The organism is Patulibacter sp. (genome assembly GCF_030655195.1).
GTDB lineage: Bacteria > Actinomycetota > Thermoleophilia > Solirubrobacterales > Solirubrobacteraceae > Patulibacter.
Map to the genome: position 1 here is coordinate 16608 of NZ_JAURWA010000109.1, position 22740 is coordinate 39347.

21 protein-coding genes, 2 tRNA genes and 1 pseudogene are annotated in these 22740 nt (G+C 74.7%); 18 read left to right on the top strand and 6 right to left on the bottom strand.

Annotation, left to right across the window (positions count from 1 at the left end):
- The first annotated feature begins 75 nt into the window (after window positions 1–75).
- The 8 genes and pseudogenes from ligD (at window position 76) to Q7T67_RS11720 (ending at window position 7315) form a co-directional block, all read left to right on the top strand.
- Window positions 76–2736 (top strand): non-homologous end-joining DNA ligase, encoded by a 2661-nt coding sequence (gene ligD / locus Q7T67_RS11690; RefSeq protein WP_304789353.1) that lies wholly within the window; start codon window positions 76–78, stop codon window positions 2734–2736.
- 91 nt (window positions 2737–2827) lie between these two features.
- Complete coding sequence (locus Q7T67_RS11695; RefSeq protein WP_304789356.1) at window positions 2828–3133, top strand: hypothetical protein; 306 nt, start codon at window positions 2828–2830, stop codon at window positions 3131–3133.
- Between the two features lie 128 nt (window positions 3134–3261).
- Window positions 3262–4278 carry a Ku protein gene (locus Q7T67_RS11700; RefSeq protein ID WP_304789359.1) on the top strand — a complete coding sequence of 339 codons (1017 nt, stop codon included), beginning with the start codon at window positions 3262–3264 and terminating at the stop codon, window positions 4276–4278.
- Entirely contained in the window at window positions 4278–5153 is an 876-nt protein-coding gene (locus tag Q7T67_RS11705; protein WP_304789362.1) for a Ku protein, read from the top strand. The genes Q7T67_RS11700 and Q7T67_RS11705 overlap by 1 nt, the downstream gene beginning before the upstream one ends.
- 39 nt (window positions 5154–5192) lie before the next feature.
- Window positions 5193–5513, top strand: a pseudogene (locus Q7T67_RS21215) (VOC family protein); the annotation flags it as partial.
- The gene (locus Q7T67_RS21220; protein ID WP_370695392.1) at window positions 5514–5930 is read left to right on the top strand and encodes a VOC family protein; all 417 of its coding nucleotides are present in this window, start codon (window positions 5514–5516) and stop codon (window positions 5928–5930) included.
- A 107-nt stretch (window positions 5931–6037) separates the two neighbouring features.
- Window positions 6038–6442 carry a YccF domain-containing protein gene (locus Q7T67_RS11715; protein ID WP_304789368.1) on the top strand — a complete coding sequence of 135 codons (405 nt, stop codon included), beginning with the start codon at window positions 6038–6040 and terminating at the stop codon, window positions 6440–6442.
- Window positions 6443–6607: 165 nt separating this feature from the next.
- Window positions 6608–7315, top strand: a complete 708-nt coding sequence (locus Q7T67_RS11720; protein ID WP_304789371.1) for an SDR family oxidoreductase — start codon at window positions 6608–6610, stop codon at window positions 7313–7315.
- Here the strand turns inward: Q7T67_RS11720 and Q7T67_RS11725 are convergent.
- Window positions 7291–8274 (bottom strand): AraC family transcriptional regulator, encoded by a 984-nt coding sequence (locus Q7T67_RS11725; RefSeq protein ID WP_304789373.1) that lies wholly within the window; start codon window positions 8272–8274, stop codon window positions 7291–7293. The genes Q7T67_RS11720 and Q7T67_RS11725 overlap by 25 nt on opposite strands.
- Before the next feature lie 104 nt (window positions 8275–8378).
- On the opposite strand from Q7T67_RS11725, the gene Q7T67_RS11730 reads away from it, so the two are divergent.
- On the top strand, window positions 8379–8861 hold the full coding sequence (locus Q7T67_RS11730; protein WP_304789378.1) for a DUF1772 domain-containing protein: 483 nt from the start codon (window positions 8379–8381) through the stop codon (window positions 8859–8861).
- 48 nt (window positions 8862–8909) lie between these two features.
- Complete coding sequence (locus Q7T67_RS11735) at window positions 8910–9467, top strand: hypothetical protein (RefSeq protein WP_304789381.1); 558 nt, start codon at window positions 8910–8912, stop codon at window positions 9465–9467.
- On the opposite strand, the gene Q7T67_RS11740 is transcribed toward Q7T67_RS11735, so the two are convergent.
- Window positions 9443–9901 (bottom strand): GNAT family N-acetyltransferase, encoded by a 459-nt coding sequence (locus Q7T67_RS11740; RefSeq protein ID WP_304789384.1) that lies wholly within the window; start codon window positions 9899–9901, stop codon window positions 9443–9445. The two genes, Q7T67_RS11735 and Q7T67_RS11740, sit on opposite strands and share 25 nt — an antisense overlap.
- Window positions 9902–10074: 173 nt before the next feature.
- Between Q7T67_RS11740 and Q7T67_RS11745 the strand changes: the two genes are divergently transcribed.
- Complete coding sequence (locus Q7T67_RS11745) at window positions 10075–12279, top strand: penicillin-binding transpeptidase domain-containing protein (RefSeq protein ID WP_304789387.1); 2205 nt, start codon at window positions 10075–10077, stop codon at window positions 12277–12279.
- Window positions 12280–12311: 32 nt separating this feature from the next.
- Here the strand turns inward: Q7T67_RS11745 and Q7T67_RS11750 are convergent.
- A tRNA-Leu gene (locus Q7T67_RS11750) sits at window positions 12312–12393 on the bottom strand.
- A gap of 70 nt (window positions 12394–12463) precedes the next feature.
- Between Q7T67_RS11750 and Q7T67_RS11755 the strand changes: the two genes are divergently transcribed.
- Together Q7T67_RS11755 and Q7T67_RS11760 are read left to right on the top strand one after the other, a co-directional pair.
- Window positions 12464–12958 carry a hypothetical protein gene (locus Q7T67_RS11755; protein WP_304789389.1) on the top strand — a complete coding sequence of 165 codons (495 nt, stop codon included), beginning with the start codon at window positions 12464–12466 and terminating at the stop codon, window positions 12956–12958.
- A gap of 112 nt (window positions 12959–13070) precedes the next feature.
- Window positions 13071–13153: transfer RNA gene (locus tag Q7T67_RS11760), tRNA-Leu, on the top strand.
- A gap of 125 nt (window positions 13154–13278) precedes the next feature.
- On the opposite strand, the gene Q7T67_RS11765 is transcribed toward Q7T67_RS11760, so the two are convergent.
- Both Q7T67_RS11765 and Q7T67_RS11770 read right to left on the bottom strand, forming a co-directional pair.
- A complete protein-coding gene (locus Q7T67_RS11765) occupies window positions 13279–14076 on the bottom strand; it encodes an inositol monophosphatase family protein (RefSeq protein WP_304789392.1) in 798 nt (265 codons plus the stop codon).
- 56 nt (window positions 14077–14132) lie between these two features.
- The gene (locus Q7T67_RS11770) at window positions 14133–15548 is read right to left on the bottom strand and encodes an amidase (RefSeq protein WP_304789395.1); all 1416 of its coding nucleotides are present in this window, start codon (window positions 15546–15548) and stop codon (window positions 14133–14135) included.
- A gap of 57 nt (window positions 15549–15605) precedes the next feature.
- Between Q7T67_RS11770 and Q7T67_RS11775 the strand changes: the two genes are divergently transcribed.
- Window positions 15606–16349, top strand: coding sequence for an SDR family NAD(P)-dependent oxidoreductase (locus Q7T67_RS11775; RefSeq protein ID WP_304789398.1), 744 nt, complete (start codon window positions 15606–15608; stop codon window positions 16347–16349).
- A gap of 99 nt (window positions 16350–16448) precedes the next feature.
- Here the strand turns inward: Q7T67_RS11775 and Q7T67_RS11780 are convergent, their stop codons facing one another.
- Window positions 16449–17435 (bottom strand): hypothetical protein, encoded by a 987-nt coding sequence (locus Q7T67_RS11780; RefSeq protein WP_304789400.1) that lies wholly within the window; start codon window positions 17433–17435, stop codon window positions 16449–16451.
- Window positions 17436–17643: 208 nt separating this feature from the next.
- On the opposite strand from Q7T67_RS11780, the gene Q7T67_RS11785 reads away from it, so the two are divergent.
- From Q7T67_RS11785 to Q7T67_RS11800, 4 genes are all read left to right on the top strand, one after another.
- On the top strand, window positions 17644–18606 hold the full coding sequence (locus Q7T67_RS11785) for a 2-phospho-L-lactate transferase CofD family protein (protein ID WP_304789403.1): 963 nt from the start codon (window positions 17644–17646) through the stop codon (window positions 18604–18606).
- Window positions 18603–19253 (top strand): 2-phospho-L-lactate guanylyltransferase, encoded by a 651-nt coding sequence (cofC, locus tag Q7T67_RS11790; RefSeq protein WP_304789406.1) that lies wholly within the window; start codon window positions 18603–18605, stop codon window positions 19251–19253. The genes Q7T67_RS11785 and cofC overlap by 4 nt, the downstream gene beginning before the upstream one ends.
- Before the next feature lie 35 nt (window positions 19254–19288).
- Entirely contained in the window at window positions 19289–20020 is a 732-nt protein-coding gene (cofE, locus tag Q7T67_RS11795) for a coenzyme F420-0:L-glutamate ligase (RefSeq protein WP_304789409.1), read from the top strand.
- A gap of 236 nt (window positions 20021–20256) precedes the next feature.
- The coding region (locus tag Q7T67_RS11800; RefSeq protein WP_304789412.1) for a lamin tail domain-containing protein at window positions 20257–22740 on the top strand (2484 nt) is incomplete at its 3' end.

Genomic DNA, 22740 nt, shown 5'->3' on the forward strand with positions numbered 1-22740 from the left:
GGCACGCGCGGTCACCGCCCCCGTACGCGCCCCCGACGTGCAGGGCCCCGGTCCTGCGGGTAGAACGGAGCGACCATGGCCGAGCCGCTGCAGGACTACCGCCGCAAGCGCTCCTTCGCCGACACCCCGGAGCCGTCGGGCGACGAGGACGTCGTGGCGGGCGACGCCCCGCGGTTCGTCGTCCACGAGCACCACGCCACCCGCCTGCACTGGGACCTGCGCCTCGAGCACGACGGCGCGCTCGTCAGCTTCGCGATCCCCAACGGCATCCCGACCGATCCGGAGCACAACCGCAAGGCCGTCCACACCGAGGACCACCCGCTGAAGTACCTCGACTTCGAGGCGACGATCCCCGAGGGCAACTACGGCGCCGGCGAGATGACGATCTGGGACGCCGGGACGTTCGAGGTCGAGAAGTGGCGGACGGACGAGATCATCGTCGTCTTCTCCGGCGGGCGACTGACGGGCAGGTACGCGCTCTTCCACGCCGGCAAGGACCCGAAGGACTGGATGATCCACCGGATGGATGCGCCGGTCGACGAGTCCGCCGAGGAGATGCCCGACGCGATCGAGCCGATGCTCGCCAAGCCGGGCGAGCTGCCGCGGCGGCCCGAGGACTGGGCGTTCGAGGTCAAGTGGGACGGCGTCCGGGCGATGATCCGGTCGCAGCCCGGGCGCTTCCACCTCTTCTCGAGGGCCGGCAACGACATCACGGGCGCGTATCCCGAGCTGCGGGCGCTGAACCGGCAGCTCTCCTCGCACGAGGCGATCCTCGACGGCGAGGTCGTCGCGTTCGACGACGACGGCCGGCCCAGCTTCCAGGCCCTGCAGTCGCGGATGCACGCCCGGGGGGCGCACGTGAAGCGCCTGGCGCGTGAGCGGCCGGTGACGCTCATGGTCTTCGACCTCCTCTGGCTCGACGGCCACTCCCTCGTCGACCGACCGTGGACGGAGCGCCGGGCGGCGCTCGAGGAGCTCGGGCTGGACGGCGACCACTGGCAGACCCCCGGCGCGTACGTCGGGCAGGGCGAGGGGCTGTTGGCCGCGACCGCCGAGCAGGGCCTCGAGGGCGTCATCGCCAAGCGCACGGACGCGACCTACCGCCCGGGACGACGGTCCGACGCGTGGCTGAAGGTGAAGAACGAGATGCGTCAGGAGTTCGTCGTCGGCGGGTGGCTGCCCGGGAAGGGCGGCCGCAAGGGCGTGCTCGGGTCGCTGCAGCTCGGGGTCCACGACGCGGACGGGGCGCTGCGCTACGCCGGCGGCGTCGGCACGGGGTTCGACCAGGAGACCCTGAAGGCGCTGACGGCGAAGCTCGAGCGCCTCGAGCGCAAGACCTCGCCCTTCGAGGGCCGACAGCCCCCGCGGGAGGCGCGCTTCTGCACCCCGTCGCTCGTCGTCGAGGTGCGCTTCGCGGAGTGGACGAGCGACGGCTCCGTCCGGCAGGGCGCGTTCCAGGGGCTGCGGGACGACAAGGACGCGAAGGACGTGGTGCGGGAGACGCCGGCGACCACCGGGCCCGCGGTGGACGCGGACGAGACGGCCGGGCCGGGCCGGGCGACGACGTCGGGCGGCCGATCGACGTCGAAGGGCGACACCCCCTCGACGGGCGCGCCGACACCGGACGCCCCCGCGTCCGCCGACCCCCACCACGTCCCCGACGACGTCCTGTCCGCGGCGCTCGGCGGGCGACCCGAGACGGGCGCGCCCGTGGAGGCGGCCGTCGTCGCGGAGCCCGACCCGCCCGTCGTCCCCGACGCCCCGGAGCCGGACGGACCGGACGTCGAGCCCGACCGGCTCATCCCGGCGTCCGGCAAGAGCGTCGAGATCGAGGTCGAGGGACGCACGCTCAAGCTGTCCAACCTCGACAAGCCGCTCTACCCGGGTGGGTTCACGAAGGCCGACGTCCTGCGCTACTACGCGGCGATCGCCCCGATCGCCCTCCCCCATTGGCGCGATCGTCCGATGACGCTGAAGCGCTATCCCAACGGCGTCGACGAGAAGGCGTTCTTCCAGAAGCACGCCGACAAGCACCGTCCTGACTGGGTCGCCACCACGACCGTGCCGCACGGGAGGAAGGACGGCACCGTCGACTTCGTCCTCGTGCAGGACCTGCCGACGCTGCTGTGGGCCGCGAACCTGGCCGCCATCGAGCTGCACCCGTCGCTGTCGCTCGGTGCGCCGGAGGCGGAGTACGGCGTGACGGGGCCGCGCGCGCTGGTCTTCGACCTCGACCCCGGACCGGGCGCATCGATCGTCGACTGCTGCCGCGTGGCGCTGGCGGTCCGCGACGTGCTCGCGCGGTTCGAGCTGCAGGCGTTCTGCAAGACCTCGGGCTCGAAGGGCCTGCAGCTCTACGCGCCGCTGGCCGACGACGCGTCCTACGGCGAGACCAAGCCGTTCGCGCGCTGGCTCGCCCGCTTCCTCGAGGAGCACCTGCCCGACCTCGTCGTCTCGAAGATGGCGAAGGAGCTGCGCGACCGGAAGGTCCTGATCGACTGGAGCCAGAACGACCAGGCGAAGACGACGATCGGCGTCTACTCCCTGCGCGCCCGGCCACGGCCCTCCGTGTCGACCCCGGTGGACTGGGACGAGGTCGAGGCGTGCGAGCGCTCCGACGACCCCGAGACCCTCGTGTTCCTCGCGGACCGGGTGCTCGCCCGCGTCGCGGAGCGGGGCGATCTGTTCGCGCCGCTGACCACGCTGGAGCAGCGGCTCCCGGAGCTCAACCTCTAGGGCCGGACGGCACCGCGGCGGTGTCGTCGCCCGGGACCGCGGGTACGCGCGGGGCACCCGCACCAGGGCTCACCCGAACGAGAGGCGACGCATGTCCGATCGGTACTACGGCTACAAGACCAAGCGCTACGGCGCGACGGTCGACGGCCACGACGTCGAGGTCGAGTTCGACAAGAAGCTGCTCGCCCTCAACCGCGTCCGGCTGTACGTCGACGACGCGCAGGTCGACGACACGAACGTGTTCTACGGGGAGAAGGAGCTCCGGACGACGCTCCCCGGCGGCGAGGACGTCCTCGTGCAGATCGACTCGGGCGGGGTCGGCGAGCTGACCCGGGCGCAGGCGCGCCGGACCGACGGCGCGTGGGTCGACCTCGAGGAGCGCGAGCCGCGGTCCTAGCCGTCGCCCCGGGGGCCGGCGCATCCGACGCGCCGGCCCGGCGCTGCGTCCCGGGGTGTCCCGTCCGGGGTGGGCGGCGTCGTGCAGCCGTGGTGCCCGTCGCCCCGACGGGGTAGTCGTCGGGACCCATGACCGCCGCCCGCTCGCTCTGGAACGGCACCATCACCTTCGGATCGGTGGCGATCCCGGTGAAGCTGTTCTCGGCCATCACGCCGCACACCCTGCGCTTCCGCGAGGTCCGCGCGACCGACGGCGTCCGCATCGAGCACAAGCGGATCGGGGCGGAGTCCGGCGACGAGATCGCCTACGCGGACATCGAGAAGGCCTACGACGAGGACGGCGAGCAGGTCCTGCTGACGAAGGAGGAGATCGCCGCGGCCGAGGGCACCCACCCGAAGGTGGTCGCGATCGAGCACTTCGTCCAGGCCGACGAGATCGATCCGGTCTTCTACGACAAGCCCTACCTCGTCGGCGTCCGCGACGGCGGCGACCACGCCTACCGCGTGCTGCTCGCCGCCCTCGAGCAGAGCGGGAAGGTCGGCATCGGGCGCTTCGTCCTGCGCTCCCGCGAGAACCTCGTCGCCGTCCGGCCCCTGGGCGGGGCCCTGGGCCTGCAGACCATGCGCTTCGACGACGAGCTGGTCGAGAAGGACGACCTCGAGGTGCCGACGCTGAACAAGAAGCCCGGGGACCGCGAGGTGAAGATGGCCGGGAAGCTCGTCGAGATGCTCCAGGACGACTGGACGCCCGAGGACCACGAGGACACCTACCGCGAGGCGGTGATGGACCTCATCGAGCGCAAGCGCAAGGGGCAGAAGCCCCGGAAGGCCGAGCGCCGGCCCGAGGAGGGCGGTGACCTGGCCGACGCGCTCGAGGCGAGCCTGGCGGGCGGGAGGCCGAAGCGGAGGACCGTGGCCGAGCGCAAGAAGGCGACGAAGGACTCGAGCTCGGCGAAGGCATCCTCGGCCAAGAAGGCCGAGTCGGGCGAGGCCGCACCGAAGAAGAAGGCCGCACCGAAGAAGAAGCCGTCCGCGACGAAGGCGAAGCCCGAGTCGTCGGCGTCGAAGCGGACGTCGCGCAAGGCCGCCGCGAAGAAGAAGCCCGCCGCGAAGAAGAAGACCACCACGAAGAAGGCGGGTTCCTGATGGCGCGCTCCCTCTGGACCGGCTCCCTGAGCTTCGGTCTCGTCAACGTCCCCGTCCAGCTCGTCTCGGCGGTGCGCGACCAGGACGTCCGCTTCCACCAGGTCCACAAGGACACCGGCGAGCGGGTGCAGACCATGCGCGTCGCCTCGACCGACGGCGAGGAGGTCGCGTGGGAGGACATCGCGAAGGGCTGGGAGACCGACGACGGAGAGATGGTCGTCCTGACCGACGAGGACTTCGAGGCCGCACAGCCCGAGAAGACCCGCACCGTCGACATCGACCTCTTCGTCGACCTGCAGGACATCGACCCGGTGTACTTCGACCACCCGTACTGGCTGCTCCCCGCGGGCGACGGCGCCGGCCCCGTCCGCGCCTACCGGCTGCTCGTCGACGTGATGGGCAGCGCCGGCCAGGTCGCGATCGGGCGGATCGTCCTACGGGCGAAGGAGTACCTCGTCGCGCTGCGCGAGCAGGACGGCCTGCTGTCGCTCACGACGATGCGCTTCGCCGACGAGCTGCGCTCCCCCGACGAGATCGACGCGATCCCCCAGGGGGCGACGGGCAGGCCCAGCAGGCGCGAGGTCGACGACGCCGTCGCCCTGATCGGCGAGCTGACCGACGAGTTCCGGCCGGCGCGCTACGACGACTGCCACCGCGTCCGCCTGCTGAAGCTCATCGACGAGAAGCGCAGGAGCGGGAAGGTGCAGATCCCGGAGCCCGAGCCCGAGCCCGTCGCGCAGAAGGCCCCGAAGGACCTGATGGCGGCGCTCGAGGAGAGCCTGGCCAAGGCGCGGGGCGGGAAGGGTTCGGGGGGCACGGGGTCCGGCGGCTCCGGAACCTCGAAGCGCAAGCGGTCCGCGAAGAGCACGGCCTGATCCCGTGCCGGACCAGCGCAGGACGGCGAGGACCTGAGCGTGTTCGACCACGTCACGATCCGGGTCACCGACCACCCGGCGTCGCAGCACTTCTACCGCCGCGTCCTCGGGGCGGCAGGGATCGCGGCGCCCACCGGGGACGACGGGTTCCTCGAGTGGGACGACTTCTCGATCGCCGTCGCGACCGGCGAACGACCGGCGACGCGCGGGCTCCACGTCGGGTTCTCGGTCGCGTCGCGGGAGCTCGTCGACGCGTTCTGGCACGCCGGCGTCGACGCCGGGTTCCCGGACGACGGCGCGCCCGGGCCGCGCGACTACTCCCCGAGCTACTACGGGGCGTTCCTCCGCGATCCCGACGGCATCAGCGTCGAGGCCGTCCACCGCGACGGGCGGCGGACCGACGGGAACGTCGACCACCTGTGGCTGCGCGTCGCCGACGTCGCGGCGGCCCGCGCGTTCTACGACGCCATCGCCCCGCACACCCCGATCCGCCGTGGGACGGACCGTCCCGAACGGGTCTCCTACGTCCGCGACGGCGAGGGCGGCGGGACCTTCTCGCTCGTCGCCGACGCAGGTCCCCGCACGGAGAACGTCCACGTCGCGTTCCCCGCCCCGGACCGCAGGACCGTCGACGCGTTCCACGCCGCGGCGCTCGCCGCCGGACACCAGGACGACGGCGCCCCGGGGATCCGGGAGGCCTACGGCCCCGGGTACTACGGGGCCTTCGTCCGGGACCCGGACGGGAACGGCATCGAGGCCGTGCACCACGGGACCTGAGCACCGGCGGTGGGCAGGACGCGGCCCGGGCGGTCCGCCCGCCGCGCCGACCCGGGACCTTCTCGGCCCCTGACCTCGCGTTCAGCCCTCCGCCGTAGGCTCGGCCGATGCGCCTGCTGCTCAACCTGGTCTGGTTCTTCCTGGCGGGCTTCTGGATGGCCCTCGGCTACGCGGTCGCGGCGCTGATCATGGTCGTCCCGATCGTCACGATCCCGTTCAGCATCGCCGCGCTGCGGATCGCCGGGTTCTGCCTGTGGCCGTTCGGGCGCACCGTCGTCCCGGCCGCCGACGCGGGGGTCATGTCCGGCATCGGCAACGTCATCTGGCTGCTGCTGGCCGGCTGGTGGCTGGCGCTCGGGCACCTGCTCACCGGCGCCTTCCTGTGCCTGACGATCATCGGCATCCCCTTCGGGATCGCGAACTTCAAGCTGATCCCGGTCAGCCTGCTGCCGCTCGGGCAGCGGGTCGTGCCGATCGGCTCGGTCCAGGACCGCGCCGGCGTCGCGTTCTGAGGGCGGGCTCAGCGGGACGGGTCGCGCCTGCGTGACACCGCGTCCCCGATCTGCACGCCGTGGATCGCGGTCCTGGGACACGGCACGGCCGCCGCCCCGGGGTCGCGTCGGGCGATGTGTATGGTCCTGAGCGAGTCGTTTCACGCAACTGACTGGACCAGCACCATGCAGCTCGAAGGCATCACCGCACTCGTCACCGGCGCCAACCGCGGGATCGGGAAGCAGTTCGCCCGCGCCCTCGTCGAGGCCGGCGCCGCCAAGGTCTACGCCGGCGCCCGCGACCCCGCGTCGGTGACCGACCCCGGCGTCGTCGCCGTGCAGCTCGACGTCACCGACGACGCGAGCGTCCGCGCGCTGGCCGCCGAGCTCGGGGACGTCCAGCTCGTCATCAACAACGCCGGCGTCGGGGCCCCCGCGCTGCCCCTGGACATCGACCTCGAGCAGGCCCGGTGGGAGTTCGACGTCAACTACTACGGCACGCTGCGGGTCGCGCAGGCGTTCGCGCCGATCCTCGCCCGCAACGGCGGCGGGGCGGTCGTGAACATGCTCTCGGCGCTGTCCTGGTTCGCGATGCCCCAGCTGTCGAACTACTCGGCCACGAAGTCCGCGGCGTGGTCGCTGACCAACGCCCTGCGCCTGCAGCTCCGCGAGCAGGGCACCCGGGTGGTCGGCGTGCACGTCGGCTACGTCGACACCGACCTGACGGCCGGGCTGGAGGGCGACAAGGTGCACGTCTCGGCGGTGTCCGACGCCCTCCTCGCGGGGCTGCGCGCCGACGAGGACGAGGTGCTCGTCGACGACACCAGCCGCCAGGTGCGGGCGGGCCTGTCGGCACCGCTCTCGGCGCTCTACCCGGATCCCGCGGCCGCCTGATCGACCGTCCCCCGCGTCCGCCAGACGCTGGGGCTGACCCCGCGGACGCGCTTGAACGCGGTGCTCAGCGCGAAGGCGCTGCCGTAGCCGACCTCGTGGGCGACCGACCCGACGGTGGCTCCGGGCTCGAGCAGCAGGTCGGCCGCCAGGGCCAGGCGCCAGCCGGTGAGGAACGCCATCGGCGGCTCGCCGACCAGCGCGTGGAAGCGCCGGGCCAGCGCCGCGCGCGAGACGCCGGACTCGTCGGCCAGTGCCGCGACCGTCCAGGGGCGAGCGGGCTCGTGGTGGAGCAGCCGCAGCGCGGGCCCGACGACCGGGTCCGCCGCCGCGGCGTACCACCCCGGCGGATCGGCGTCGGGCCGCGCGAACCACGCGCGGAGGACGGCGATCAGCAGCACGTCGAGCAGGCGGTCGAGCACGGCCTCCTGCCCCGGTGCGTCCTTGACGACCTCGTCGGCCAGGAGCGGGATCAACGGGCAGTCCCACTCGCCGTCGCGCAGGACGACGACGGGCGGCAGCGCCCGCAGCAGCCGGCCGCTGACCTCGCCCTCCAGGCCGTAGGTGCCCGTCAGGAGGACCGTCTCCCCGTCCGGGGCGTTGCCCCAGAACCGCACGCCGAGCTCACGCATCGCCTCGAACTCGACCCCGTCGGGCGTGGTGCAGCGCTGGTCGGGGTGGATGACGGCCTGCGGGGCGGTGCCCGGGTCGTCCGCGACGACGTAGGGGTCGGGACCCAGCAGGATCGCGACGTCGCCGGCGGCCAGGCGCAGCGGCGCCCGCGACCCCGGTCCGCCGGTCGGGCCCGCCGCCAGGACGCAGGCGCTCCCGCGGACCACGGCCATCAGCGTCAGCGGGGCCTCGTCCTGGACGCGGAGCGCCCACGGCGGGTCCATCGACGAGCGCAGGAGGAAGGCCCCGCGCGCCCGCGGCCCGTCGAGCAGCCCCGCGATCGCGTCCATGGACCGAGCGTAGACGCTGGGACATGGATCAGCGAGATCGAGCTATGGATCGTCGACGGCCGGGGCGGTTGACTGCGGACCATGACCTCGGACCGAGTCCTTCGATGAGCGCTACGACCTCCGGCCTGACGCTCGGGGCGACCGTGGCGTGCGGGCTGAGCGCAGGCGTGTTCTTCGCGTTCTCGTCGTTCGTCATGCCCGCCCTGGAGCGCCTGGATCCGGGTGCCCGGGTCGCGGCGATGCAGGCGATCAACGAGAAGGCCGTGACCCCGGCGTTCATGCTCGTCCTGTTCGGCGGCGCGCTGCTCTGCGTCGTCGTGCTGGTCAACGCGCTGCGGACGTGGGACGCCCCGTCCTCGCCGTGGGCGACGGCCGGGACGCTCGTGTTCCTCGTCGGCGTCGTCGGCCTGACGGTGGCCCGCCACGTGCCCCTCAACGACGCCCTCGCGACGGCCGATCCGGGCGCCGCCGACGCCGCGGCCCGGTGGAGCGCCTACGCCGGGGCGTGGACGCCGCTGAACCACGTGCGCGCGGCGGCCGGGACGGCGGCCACCGCGCTCCTGGTCGTGGCGATGGCCACCGGCTGACCTCCCTCCGCCCGGGGCCCATCCCGGTCCCGTAGTAGCGTCGCTGCCATGCCCGTCGGCCGGCGTACCACGCTCGCCGCGGCCTCCGGAACGATCGGGGCCGCGTGCGCCGCGGCCCCATGGCTGACCTGGCTGACCGCCACCGGGCGCGCCGGGCACTGCGGATGGACGTGCTACCGCGCGGCCGACGCCCCGCTGAACGTCGTGTCGCTGTCGGGCCGCGGCGGCGCCCAGGTCGCACCGGCGCTCGGCGTCCTGCTCGTGGCCCTCGCCGTGCTGATCGCGGCCGTCGTGGTGCTCGCGCTCGTCGGGGGCCGCCCACCCGTCCTGCTCGGCCGGGCGGTGACCGTCGTCGGCTTCGCCGCGCTCGTCTGGACCGTCGTGGTGATCGTCCGCTACGCCGAGGGCGGCACGCTGGTGCGCACGCAGGGGGACGGGGTGTTCGCCGCGAACCTCGGGGCCGGCGCCATCGTCTCGCTCGCCGCGGCGGCCGCGGCCGTCCTGCTCGGCGGAGGGATCGCGCTGCGCGCGCGATGGGCGGGCTACCCGGCACCGGACGCCCACCACGAGCCCGCGCCCGGCTACCCCGGCAGGTCGCGCTCGTAGATCACCGACGACGAGAGGTGCCCCATCCCGTCGTAGAGCGACCGGGCCCGCCCGTTGTAGGCCTGGGTCTGCCAGTAGAGCGTCGTCGCACCGCGCCGGGCGGCCTCGGCGGCCACCGCCTCGATCAGGTCGCGGCCGACGTCGCCGCCCCGGGCCGACGGGTCCACGAAGAGGTCCTCGAGGTAGCAGGAGCCGCCGGTCGACCAGGTCGACGGGTGGAGCACGGCGTGCGCCAGACCGACGGGCGCGTCGTCCTCGTCGCAGGCCACGAGCGCGAAGAGCCCGCCCGTCCCGGCGCAGAGCCGCCGGAAGGTCTCGGCCGTCACGTCCGCGGCGAGGTCCTCGCGGTAGAAGCGCAGGTAGTCGGCCCAGAGGACGGCCCACGCGCGGTGGTCGTCGGGGCGGAGCGGACGGACCGTCGGGGCGGTGGACACGCCGAGCACGGTACCGCCGTACGCGCGGCCCCGGAAGCCGTTCCGACGGCGACGGTAGGCTTGCGGGGTCCCGACCGGGAGGCGTCCCGGTCGCACCTGCAGCCGCGCATGCCCATTCCCCCTCGTTCCCAGCCGCGGTCCGCCGTCCCCCGCCCCGCGCCCGGTGGCCGCGCGTGAGCCCCTGGGAGGAGGACGACGGCGAGGAGCTGCGGCCCCTCAAGCCGTTCCGCCCCGCGATCCCGCGGGCCGGCCACGACTCCGGCACGTCGCGTCCCCGCACGCCCCGCCCGCCGCAGGGCGCCCGCGACCCCGACGGCCCACGCGGCCCGACCACCGGTGGCGGCGGCCCACGCGGGCCGCACCGCCCCGGGTCCGGGCCCTCCGAGGACGGTTCAACCTCCGGCTTCACCCCGTCCCGGCAGGTCGTCGTCGCCGCGATCGGCGCGGTCGTCCTGATCCTCGCCGTGCTGCTGATCTCGTCGTGCCGCTCGGAGGACTCCGCCCGCACCGCCGAGCAGGACGTCGTCGACCGCTACCTGGCCGCCTACGCCCAGCGCGACTACGAGGCGATGTTCGCCGAGATCGACTCCGACGCCCAGCGCGTCTATCCCGTCCAGCGCTTCGCCGGGCTGAACCGCGACGCGTACCGCCTGGCCACCGGCACGTCGGTCACCACCGGGGCCACCACGCGCTCCGGCCGCGAGTTCGTCGTCCCCGTGACGATCGAGACGAAGCTCTTCGGCACGATCGAGTCCGAGCTGCGCCTCCGGGTCCTGGGCTCGGGCGACGACGCGCGCATCGCCTGGTCGCGCAACCTCGCCTTCCCCGGCCTGCAGACCGGCGAGCGGCTGACCCGTGCGACGCGGATGCCGCCCCGCGGCACGATCCTCTTCCGCGACGGCGCCACCCCGATCGCCAAGGGCGCCTCCCGCGGGTCGACCGCGCCGGCCGAGGTCGCCGGTGCGATCCGGGGCGAGCTCGGCGCGATCCCCGCCGCCGACCGCCGCCGCTACGCCGACCTCGGCGTCCCGGCGGACACGAGGGTCGGCAAGAACGGGCTCGAGCGACTCCTGAACGACCGGCTGATGGGACGTCCGGGACTGACGCTGAAGGCCGGCTCCCGGGTCATCGGGCGCCAGCGACCGAGGCAGGCCCGCGCGGTGACCTCGTCGATCTCGCTTCCCGCGATGCAGGCCGCCGTCCAGGCGCAGGCCTCGGCCCCCTCCGGCGGCGGCCTCTTCGCGCTCGACAGCCGCACCGGGGAGGTCCTCGCGTTCTCCGGCAACGCGTGGTCGGCGGCCCGGGCGCCCGGCTCGACGATGAAGATCGTCACCGCCGCCGCGGCGCTCGCGGAGAACGCCACGACACCGGAGACGGAGTACCCCGCGGAGACCTCGGCGCTCGGCATCCAGAACGCCGACGGGGAGTCCTGCGGCGGCACGCTCGTCGAGGCGTTCGCCCGCTCCTGCAACTCGGTCTTCGCGCCCCTGGCCGTCGACGTCGGCTCGAGCCCGTTCGTGAAGACGGCCGAGGCGTTCGGGTTCAACCGGACGCCGACCGTCCTCGGCGCCGCGAAGAGCACGATCCCCGACGACCTCGACGACGGGGACCTCGCGCTCTCGGGCATCGGCCAGGCGAAGGTCACCGCGACCCCGCTGCAGGTCGCGCTGCTCGCGGCGACCGTGGCCGCCGAGGGACGACAGCCCGTCCCGACCTTCCTCCGCACCGACGACGAGGCGAAGACGCGTGCGGTCCTGGACGCCGCCGTCGCCGACGACCTGCGTCGGATGATGGAGGCGGTGGTCACGGAGGGCACCGGGCGCGCCGCCGCGATCCCGGGCGTCGACGTCGCCGGCAAGACCGGTACCGCCGAGGTCCGCACGACCCAGGGCGCCGCATGCCGCGACGGCTCGGCCGCCGGGAGCGACGACGGCACCGGGGCCACGGGCGACACGACCGACGACGACGGGTTCGGCGGGGCGTCCTACCGTCCCGGCGCGCGGGCGCGGCTGCGCCCCGCGTCGGCCACGCTCGCCCAGTCCACGACGCCCGGGGGCACGGACCCCGACGACGCCGACGACCTCGACGACCCGGACGGTGGGACGAGCACGGAGACCTCGCCGTCGGACCCGACGACGACCGAGGACCAGATCCCGTCCTCGCCCTCCACCCCGTCGTCGCCGTCCGACGACGTGCCGACGATCTGCGACCCGTCGGACTCGACGGACACCGACGCCTGGATGTCGGCGTTCGCGCCGACCACGGGGGGCTCGCAGGCACCGATCGCGATCGGCGTGCTCCGGCGCGGTGACGGTCAGGGCGGCGCCACGGCCGCCCCGGTCGCGCGGGCCGTGCTCGAGGCCCTGCTGCGCCGCTGAGCTGCGCGGCGCCGGTCCTCGGTGCCGGACGATGCGGGCGAAGGGACTCGAACCCCCACGGCTTGCGCCACGGGCACCTAAAGCCCGCGTGTCTACCAATTCCACCACGCCCGCTCGGCGCGTTCCGACCGGTGGTCCGAAACCCGCCCGGTCCACCGCCGTGCAGTGTAGGCTGCTCGGCGTCATGGCGCGAAACGTGGAGCTCGACTACCCAAACCGCGACAAGGCGTCGAGCAAGGTGATGCGCCTCGTCGTGATCGTCGTGCTCATCGTCTCGTCGGTGCTCATCGGCATCGTGTCCGTCCGCGGGTGGGATCTGATGCAGGAGGCGAAGACGCTGAACATCGCGTTCATCGCCATCAACGTCATCTTCATCGTCCAGGTGCTCCGCTGGAGCCGCGGCGTGCTGCCCATGGCCGCCGGCATCGCGGCGTTCATCGCGATCTTCTCCGGCGTCTCGATCACGTCCTGGTACCAGCGGGACGCCCCCGGCTACGCCGACGCGGCGCTGTCGGCCGACCTCGGCTTCCTGACGACCCTCATCTTCGCCGCCCAGATCGTCGTCATCGTCGTGACGATCACCGCCTTCTCCCAGAACTGGCAGGAGGAGGTCGAGCGGACGGTCCCAGACGCCTCGGGCTCCTCCCGCGGCGGCTCCCCGGACCCCGTCACCGCCTGAGCCGACGCCCGCGCGCAGGCGTCGTCCGAGGGCCTCGCGCCCCCGTCGACGGCGCCGCAGCGGGACACGACCGGCACCCGCCCGAGGCCCTACGATGCCGGGCGGACCACCTGCCCGGGTGGCGGAACGGTAGACGCGGCGGACTCAAAATTCGCTTCCGGCAACGGAGTGAGGGTTCGAATCCCTCCCCGGGTACCTCTCGAGACCCCCGCCACCGCGGGGGTCTCGTCGTCCCGCCCGGACCCGCCGGTGGTGGTCGTCGTCGGGCCCAGCCCGTGCGCCCGGTCGATGCGGCACGACCTCCCGGGCGCGGGCGCGGCTCAGGCGTCCGGGGCCACGAGCGCGAGCAGCTCGTCGACGAGCTCCGCCGGGGCGACGAGCTTGCCGTCGCCCATCGGGCCGTGGCCCAGGATCGTCCGCACCTCGTAGCCCAGCGCGGAGACGACGACCTCGCCGGCCGCGGTGTCCCAGGCCTTCACGCCGTACTCGTAGAACGCGTCGGTCCGCCCGCCCGCGACCCACACCACGTCGAGGGCGGCGGCGCCCGCACGGCGGACGTCGCGGACGCCCGGCAGCACGCGGGCGAGGATGCCCGACTGGATCCGCCGGACCTCGGGGTCGTAGCCGAAGCCGGTCGCCACGAGCGCGTGCCCCAGGCCGCCCTCGGGCGCCGTGGCCCGCGGCAGCGGCTCGCCGTTCAGCGTCGCCCGCCCGTCGGCCGCACCGGCCCACAGCTCCTCGCGGCCCGGGTCGTAGACGACGCCGACGAGCCCCTCGCAGGCGACGCTGACGCACCACTGCGGGTTGCCGTAGAGGTAGTTGACCGTGCCGTCGAGCGGGTCGACGATCCACCGCCGGCCCGTGGTGCCGACGACGTCGTCGCCCTCCTCGCCGACGATGCCGTCGTCCGGGACCCGACGGGCGAGCACGGCGCGGATGGCCTCCTCGGCGGCGACGTCGGCCTCGGACACCGGGTCGGTGGCCGTGGACTTCGTGTCGATCCGCAGCGCGGCGAGGTCGCCGGCGCGGGAGGTCAGCTCGGCGGCCGCGGCACGCGCGGCCTCCTCCGCGACGGACAGGAGGTCGTCGAGCACGGCGGTGTCCGGCACGGAGGTCATGTCCCCATCGTCGTGGATCGCCACGAACGGGGCGTCGCCGACGCGTGGCCGACGCGTCAGCCGATCGCCGGCGGGCGCTCCTGCGCCCACGGGTGCGCGCGCTCGAGCTGGCCGGCGAGCGACAGCAGACGACGCTCGGCGTTCGGCGGGCCGATCAGCTGGCAGCCCATCGGCAGCCCGGCGGCGTCCAGGCCGATCGGCACCGCCGCGACCGGGTAGCCCAGGACGTTCCAGACCGGCATGTGCGGCATCCGCTGCGCGACGCCGAGCATCGTGGCCAGCGCGCCGCGCTTCTGGAACGTGCCGACCGTCCACGGCACGTCGGTCATCCCGGGCTGCAGGACGACGTCGAACTCCTTGAAGTACGGGGCGAACCGCTCGTGCAGCACCTGCTCCTGCGCGCGCGCCCAGCGCAGCACCGCGTCGGGGACCAGCCGGCCGAGCCGGCGGGCGTTCCGGGTGCGCGGCTCGAGCCAGTCCTTTCGCGGCAGCGGCTCGACGTCGTCGGCGACGCCGCGGAGGTAGCGGACCAGGAACTGCGGGAACGCCCGCGGCCCGTACGGCACCTCGCGGGCGACGACCTCGTGCCCGAGCGCCCGGAGGTGGTCGGCGGTGCGCAGGATCGCCTCCCGGCGCTGCCGCTCGACCGGTACCGGCCCGACGGGGGCGCGCCACGAGAGGGCGATCCGCAGCGGCCGCGGGTCGGCGTCCGCGGCCTCGCGGTAGGTCCCCGCGGCGTCGGCGGGCACGGCGCCGCCCGACGCCCAGCCGTCCTCCGCCACGACGTCCATCATCGCCGCGACGTCCGCGACCCGGCGCCCGAGCGGCCCGGAGACCGCCAGGCCGTGCCAGTGCTCCTCGTCCGTGTCCTCCTCGATCGTCCCGCGCGTCGTCTTCAGCCCGAACAGCCCGCACATCGACGACGGGATGCGGATCGAGCCGCCGCCGTCGGAGCCCGAGGCGACCCCGACGACGCCCGCGGCGACCGCCGCCGCCGTGCCGCCGGACGAGCCGCCCGGTGTGCGGTCGAGGTCCCACGGGTTGCGCGTCGCGCCGTAGGTCAGCGTCTCCGTGAACGGCCACTGCATCCGCTCGGGGACGTGCGTCCGGCCGACCACGACCGCCCCGGCCGCGCGCAGCCGCCGGACCATCCGCCCGTCCTCGGCGGCGGGGCCGAACTGCGGCCGGCCCCCGGCGGGCGAGACGTCGCCGGCGACGTCCTGGTCGTCCTTGACCGCGACGGGCACGCCCAGCAGCGGCGTGGTCTCCCCCGCGTCCAGCCGCGCCTGCGCGGCCTGCGCCTCCGCGCGCGCCGTCTCGGCGAAGACGATGCGGAAGGCGTTGAGGTGCGGTCCGGTCGCCTCCAGCCGGGCGAGCACCGCCTCGAGCAGGTCGGGGGCGGTGACCCGCCCCTCCCGCAACGCGGTGGCCTGGGCGTCGGCGCCGGCCCAGAGCAGCTCGTCGGTCTCCATGCGCGCCAACCTACCGGTCGCCGCCGAAGGCGCCCGGGCAGTGCTAGAACGCGGGACATGCCCGAAGCCGCCGCCCGTCCCGTCGCCGTCGTCACCGGGGCCAGCGGCGGCATCGGCGAGGCCACCGCCCGTCGCCTGGCCGCCGAGGGCTACGACGTCGTCCTCGGGGCCCGCCGCGTCGACCGGATCGAGGCGATCGCCGCCGACGTCGGCGGCCGCGCGATCCCCCTCGACGTCACGGACGACGCGTCCGTCGCCGCGTTCGCCGCCGAGGTGCCGGTCCTGAGCGTCCTGGTCAACAACGCCGGCGGCGCCCTGGGCGTCGACCCGGTGCTCGAGGCGGACATCGACGGGTGGCGGCAGATGTACGAGACCAACGTGCTCGGCACCGTCCGCGTGACGAAGGCGCTGATCGGCGCGCTCGAGGCCTCCGGGGACGGCCTCGTCGTCACGATCGGCTCGATCGCGGGGTTCGAGATCTACCCCGGCGGCGGCGGGTACATCGCGGCCAAGCACGGCGTCTCGGCCGCGATGCGGACGATGCGGATCGAGCTGCTCGGTCGGCCGGTCCGGGTCACCGAGCTGCAGCCCGGGATGGTGGAGACCGACTTCTCGAAGGTCCGCCTGGGCGACGACGAGAAGGCCGCGGCCGTCTACCGCGGGATGACGCCGCTGATCGCCGACGACGTCGCCGACGTGGTCGTCTTCGTCGCGACCCGCCCCTCCCACGTCGACCTGGACACGATCGTCATCCGCCCCCGCGACCAGGCCTCGGCGCGGGACGTGCACCGCAAGGACTGAGCGCGGGCGGGGACGGGCCGGTCGACCCCGCCCGCGCCCGGCCCCGGGACGCGCGCGTCCCTCGCGGCGCGTGCTCCCGCCTGCGGTGCGTCACCGCGCTCAGAGCAGGTCGTCGTCGGGGTCCGGGTCGCGGACGACCGCGGCCAGGCGGCGGCGGACGAACGGGACCACGGCGGCGGGCGGTGCCTCGGGACGGTCGTCCTCCTCCGACGTCCGTCGCGCCACCGGCCGCAGCGCGACCACCACGAGGACCAGGCCGAGCACCCCGAGGACCAGCGGCCAGCCGACGAAGCCGTCGCCGTCCCGCGCCAGCACCCCGAGGCTCGCGACGAGCGCCAGGGCCCCGAGCCACCCCGGGCCGCGCTCGTGCAGCGTGGCCCCGAGGCCCGCGAGCGCGAAGCCGGCGGTCAGCAGCAGGAGCTGCCAGCCCGCGCCCGCGCCGTCCTCGGCGGTCGGCAGCCCCAGCGCCCCCGCCGCGCCCGGGACGTCGTCGAGCAGGAAGGTGGCGGCCAGCAGCACCACGACGGCGGCGAGGACGTCGGCGAGCGCCACGGCCTGCCGGTAGCGCCCGTCGATCCGCAGGACGATCGCCAGCACGAGGACCACGGCGGTCAGCAGCAGCGCCCACCGCACCCCGTCGCGCGGGTCGGATCCGCCCCAGGCGGCGCCGACGGCGGCGACCAGCGCGACGACGGCCAGGGCGGCGCCGAGGCCCAGGACGATCGTGCCCGATCGCGCCCGCGCCAGGACGAGACCCGCGCCCGCCCCGGCCCCCGCGACGCCGGCCACCCACCACGCGTCGACGGGGTCCCCGGGGCCCGCACCGGCGAGCGCCAGGCCGTGGGCGACCGCTCCGGTGCCCGCGAGCGCCGTGATCGCCAGCAGGAGCTCCTGGTACGGCCGCGGCGTCCCGTCCACCAGCGGCGAGGTCAGCGCCCCGAACGCCGCCAGCGCGGTGAGCGCCAGGACGAGCGCGACGCGCACCGCGGCGGGGACGCCGGAGCGCAGCTCGGCCTCGACGACGGCTGCCGCGAGGACCACCGTCCCGGCGGTGAACGTGTTCCCGCGGTGGGCGTGGACGCGCATGCACCGGGCACCGTCGCACCCCGTGGGGCGTCCGTCCAGCGGTGGGCGACGGACGGCGGGTCCGCCGTGCCACCGACCTATACTCCGCCGTCGTGTCTTCTGCGGTGACGAACTCCGGCGGTCCAGGCCGGCCCGCCCCCGGGCCGGCCGCGGCACCCCGGTCCCGCACCGCATCCGCGCCCCTGCCGGGCGCCGCGCCGGTGGCCGCGTGAGCGCCCCGCAGCTGCCGGACGCCCCGGTCGTCGTCCTCGCGGGAGGCACGGGCGGGGCCAAGCTCGCCCGCGGCGTCCTGGACCACGCCGGCGCCGACCTCGTCGTGATCGCCAACACCGGCGACGACACCGAGATCCACGGTGGTCTGGTCAGCCCCGACCCCGACCTCTGCACCTTCTGGCTCGCCGACCGGATCGACGAGCGCGGCTGGGGCCTCGAGGACGACACGTTCGCCGTCATGGACGCCCTGCGCGCCCTCGGCGAGGACGTCTGGTTCAACCTCGGCGACCGCGACCTGGCGCTCTGCATCCGCCGCGCCCGCCGCCTGGCCGAGGGTGCCCGCCTGACCGAGGTCCTCGCCGAGAACGCCGCCGCCTACGGCGTGCCGGCCCTCGTGCTGCCGCCGTCGGACTCCCCCGTCCGCACGCAGGTCCGCACCGACGACCGGTGGTGGGACTTCCAGGAGTTCATGATCCGCCGCCTGCGCGAGACGCCCGCCCCCGTCGTCCAGGACGTCGCGTTCCGCGGCGCGGAGGACGCGGTGGCCACACCCGAGGTCCTGCAGGCCATCCGCACCGCCCGCGCCGTCGTGGTCGGCCCCTCCAACCCCGTGATCTCCATCAGCCCGATCCTCGCCGTCCCCGGCGTCCGCGAGGCGCTGCGCGACACCGCCGCGCCGATCGTCGCCGTCGCCCCCCTCGTCGACGGGCAGGTCCTCAAGGGGCCGACCGAGTCGTTCCTGCGCTGGGCGGGCGTGGCGATGGACGCCCGCGGCGTCGCCCGGATCTACGACGGCCTGCTCGACGGCCTGCTGACGGACGAGACGGTCGAGATCCCCGGCCTCGCGGTCCGCACCGCGAACGTCCTGATGGGCGACGCCGCGACCCGCGCGTCCGTGGCCGCCGAGGCGCTGGACCTCTGCGCCGCCCTCTCCTCGACCGATCGGTCCGCGGCATGAAGACCATCGCGATCGTCCCGGTCAAGCGCTTCAACGCCGCCAAGACGCGGCTGGCCGACCGGCTGCCGGCCCGCTCCCGCGTCGCCCTGATGCAGGCGATGGTCACCGACGTGCTGATCGCGCTGCGTCGCGCCGAGCTCGTCGACGCCGTCATCGTCGTCACCGGCGAGCCCATCGCGGAGCAGATCGCGGTGAACTACAACGCCGAGGTCCTGATGGACCAGCGCGACCTGGGCCACAGCGAGGCCGCCGCCCTCGGCGTCGGGATGGCGCTGTCGAAGGGCGCGGAGCGGATCATCCTGCTGCCCGCGGACACCCCGGCGATCGATCCGGCCGAGATCGACGGGCTGCTCAGCGCGGCCCCCGAGGGCCGCGAGGTCACGATCGTCCCGGACCGCCACGGCGACGGCACCAACGCCCTGGTCCTGACGCCGCCCGACGTGATGTCCGCGTCGTTCGGCGAGGGGAGCCGCGCACGCCACGCCGCCGCCGGCGAGGCCGCGGGGGCCGCGGTCTTCGAGTCCGAGCCGCTGACGATCATGCTCGACGTCGACACCGGCGACGACCTCGCGGCGCTGCAGACGCGGCTGGACGAGGTCCGCGGCGGTGCGTCGCACACCCGCGGTCTGCTGCCGCGCATCCTCTGACCCGGAGCGCCGCCGTGCCGAGCCCGTCGCTGTCCGTGCGCGCCCTGGACGCGCTGCCCGAGGTCCGTCCGGGCGACGACCTCGCGGCCCTCGTGCTGGCCGCCAACGGCGGGCGACCGTTCCTGGCCGACGACTGCGTGGTGGTCTCGCACAAGGTGGTCTCGAAGGCCGAGGGCCGCCTGGTCGAGCTCGCCGCGGTCGAGGTCTCCCCCCGGGCCGCGGACCTGGCCGTCGTGCTCGACAAGGAGCCCGCGCTCGTGCAGGTCGTCCTCGACGACACCGCCGAGATCGTCCGGGCCCGTCGCGGCGTCCTGATCTGCCGGACCCACCACGGCTTCGTCTGCGCGAACGCCGGCGTGGACCGCTCGAACGTCGCCGAGGGCTGGGCGGTGACGCTGCCGGTCGATCCCGACGCCTCCGCGCGGGCGCTGCGGGCCGCGCTGCCGGGGCGCCCGGCGGTCGTCGTGGCCGACTCCTTCGGGCGGGCCTGGCGCCACGGCCAGGCGGAGGTGGCGATCGGCTGCGCCGGCCTGGTCGCCGTCGCCGACGAGCGTGGTGCCGTGGACCGTCACGGACGCGAGCTGCAGGCCACCGTCATCGCCGTCGCCGACCACGTGGCGTCCGCCGCGGACCTCGCCCGGCGCAAGGCCTCCGGGCAGCCCGCGGTCGTCGTCGGCGGCCTGGGCGAGCTCGTCACCCCCGACGACGGTCCGGGCGCCGCGGTCCTCGTGCGCGCCGCGTCCGAGGACCTCTTCGGCGCGGCCTGAGGAGGCCCCGGCCCGGGACGCGACCGGATCGCCGCGTCCGGTCCGGGGCGGGCGCGACCGGGGCCGTCGGGACCCGGGCCGCGTCGCGACCGGGCGGTCACGACCGGGGCCGCCGGGGGCGTCACAGCTCGGACACGCCGCGTTCACTCCGGCGTGACGGCAGGGAGCCCGCGGCGACGTAGCGTCGCGGAGCGGCCGCCCCCGCGGCCCTCGCCCCGCCTGAGGAGTCCCCCTCCGTGCCTCGCCGTCCCCGGGTCCCGTCGGACCCACGTTCCCTGTCGACCCACGCCGCCGCGACGGTCCTGATGCTCACCGCGTTCGGCGTCGCCGTCTTTCCGCGCGACGCCTCCGCCGCCGGCTCCCCCGACCTCGTGATCTCGCAGGTCTACGGCGGTGGCGGCAACACCGGCGCCCCGTACAACAGCGACTTCATCGAGCTCGTCAACCGCGGGAGCACCGCGGTCGACCTCGGTGCGGGCGGCTGGAGCGTCATCTACCGCTCGACCACCGGCACCGGCACCGGCACGACGCCGCTGACGGGGACGATCCCCGCGGGCGGGCGCTTCCTGATCAAGGAGGGCACCGGTGCGAACACGGGCCTCCCCGGCCTGCCCACGCCGGACGCCACGGGCGACCTGCTGATGGGCGGCACCGCGGGCCGCGTCGACCTGCTGAAGGGCTCGGCGCTGCGCGACCGCGTCGCCTACGGGTCGGCCACGACCCCCGCCGAGGGCGCGCCCACCGCGAACCTCTCCAACAGCACGGCCGCCATCCGCAAGGCCGACGGCTGCACCGACACGAACCAGAACGCCGCCGACCTGGACGTCGCGGCACCGAACCCGCGCAACTCGACCGCGCCGAAGGTCACCTGCACCGTCGTCGACCCCGACCCGGTCGACCCGGACCCCGGCTCCGGCGGGGGCGTCACCCCGATCGGCCAGGTCCAGGGCAGCGGCCCGACGACCCCGAAGGCCGGGCAGGACGTCACCATCGAGGGCGTCGTCACCGGCGTCGACGACGAGGACGGCGCGAGCTTCACCGGCACGTTCCCCGAGGACGCCGGGATCTACGTCCAGACCGTCCCGGGCGCCGAGGACGCGGACCCGACGACGTCGGAGGGCATCTTCGTCGGCTTCGTCGACGGGCCCGCCGGCAGGCGGGCGGACCTGATCGGCAAGAAGGTCCGCGTCGTCGGGCAGGCCAAGGAGAAGTTCGGCCTGACGATGATCGCCGAGAAGCGGGACACCGAGCCGGTCGTCCTGGGCGACGCGCCGCTGCCCGCACCCGTCGTCATCGACACCGCGAAGGCGAAGGCGCAGACCAACCCCAGCCCCCTCACGGACGGGACGCGCGGCTACTACGAGACGCTCGAGGGCATGCGCGTCAGCCTGCCCGTCGGCATCGCCAACAGCGGCGGCACGACGAAGTTCGGCGAGCTGTTCGTCACCCCCGGCCTCGACAAGGGCCGGATCTTCCGCCAGGACCCGGCGGTCTCGAACCTCGCGCTGATCGACGACGCGGGCGCCGGCGACCCGGCCAACCCCTACGACCGGCCCGACAGCTCGACGCTCGTCAAGGCGGACCTGTTCTCGAAGGTCGAGAACACCACGGGTCCGCTGGGCTTCTCGTTCTACAACTACACGATCACCCCGCAGGTGGGTGCGCTGCCGACGGTCACCCGCGACCCCGAGGTGCCCGCGGTCTACGACCTGCCCGCCAAGCCCGCCGGCCAGGCCCGGATCTCCGGCTTCAACGTCGAGAATCTCTTCCCGCCCGGCGCGGACCTCGACCTGGGCACCGTCACCCAGGCGCAGTACGACGAGAAGCTGACCGGCCTGGCCGCGGCGATCGGGAGCCGGCTGAAGTCCCCGGACGTCGTCGCGGTGCAGGAGGTCGGCGACAGCCAGAGGAAGACCGGTGTCCCGACCAAGGACAGCCAGTCGGTCCTGCAGGACCTGGCCTCGAAGATCGGCGGCTACACCGCCTACGCGAAGGAGGGCTTCGACTCGCGCGGCATCGACGTCGGCTTCCTCGTCAAGGACGGGGTGACCGTCCGCGGCGTCCCGCGACAGCTCGGACTAGGCACGCCCGCCGACGCCGGCACGCGCTGCGGCGACACGGCCGGCCAGGTCTCCGACCGCCCGCCGCTGGCGCTGGACGTCACGCTCCCCGGCGGCCTGCCGCTCACGGTGATCTCCAACCACTTCGCCTCGAAGTCCTCCGCGGACACCTGCCGCGAGCAGCAGGCGAGGATCGTCCGCACCGAGGCCGAGCGCCTGAAGGCCGTCGGCGGGTCGGTCCTGGCCGTCGGCGACCTCAACGCGTTCGAGGACGAGTCGCCGCTGAGCGTCATGCAGCAGGGCGGCACGCTGACGAACCTCTGGAGCCGGGCACCGGAGCAGGAGCGCTACTCCTTCGCGTTCCAGGGCCGCCTGCAGACGCTCGACCACGCGCTGGTGACCCCCGACCTGCTCCCGCAGGTCACGGACGTCCGCTACGCCCACCTCGACAACGACTACGCCGAGCAGCCGGCCCTGGGCCTGCACGTCTCGGACCACGACCCGCCGGTCGTGACGCTGAAGGACGCGGTCCCGACGGGGCCGACCGAGCCGACCGGCCCGACGGGTCCGGCCGGACCCGTCGGACCGGCAGGACCGCAGGGCGTCCCCGGCGTCCCCGGCGTCCCCGGGGCGACCGGTGCCCCGGGCCCCGCGGGGCCG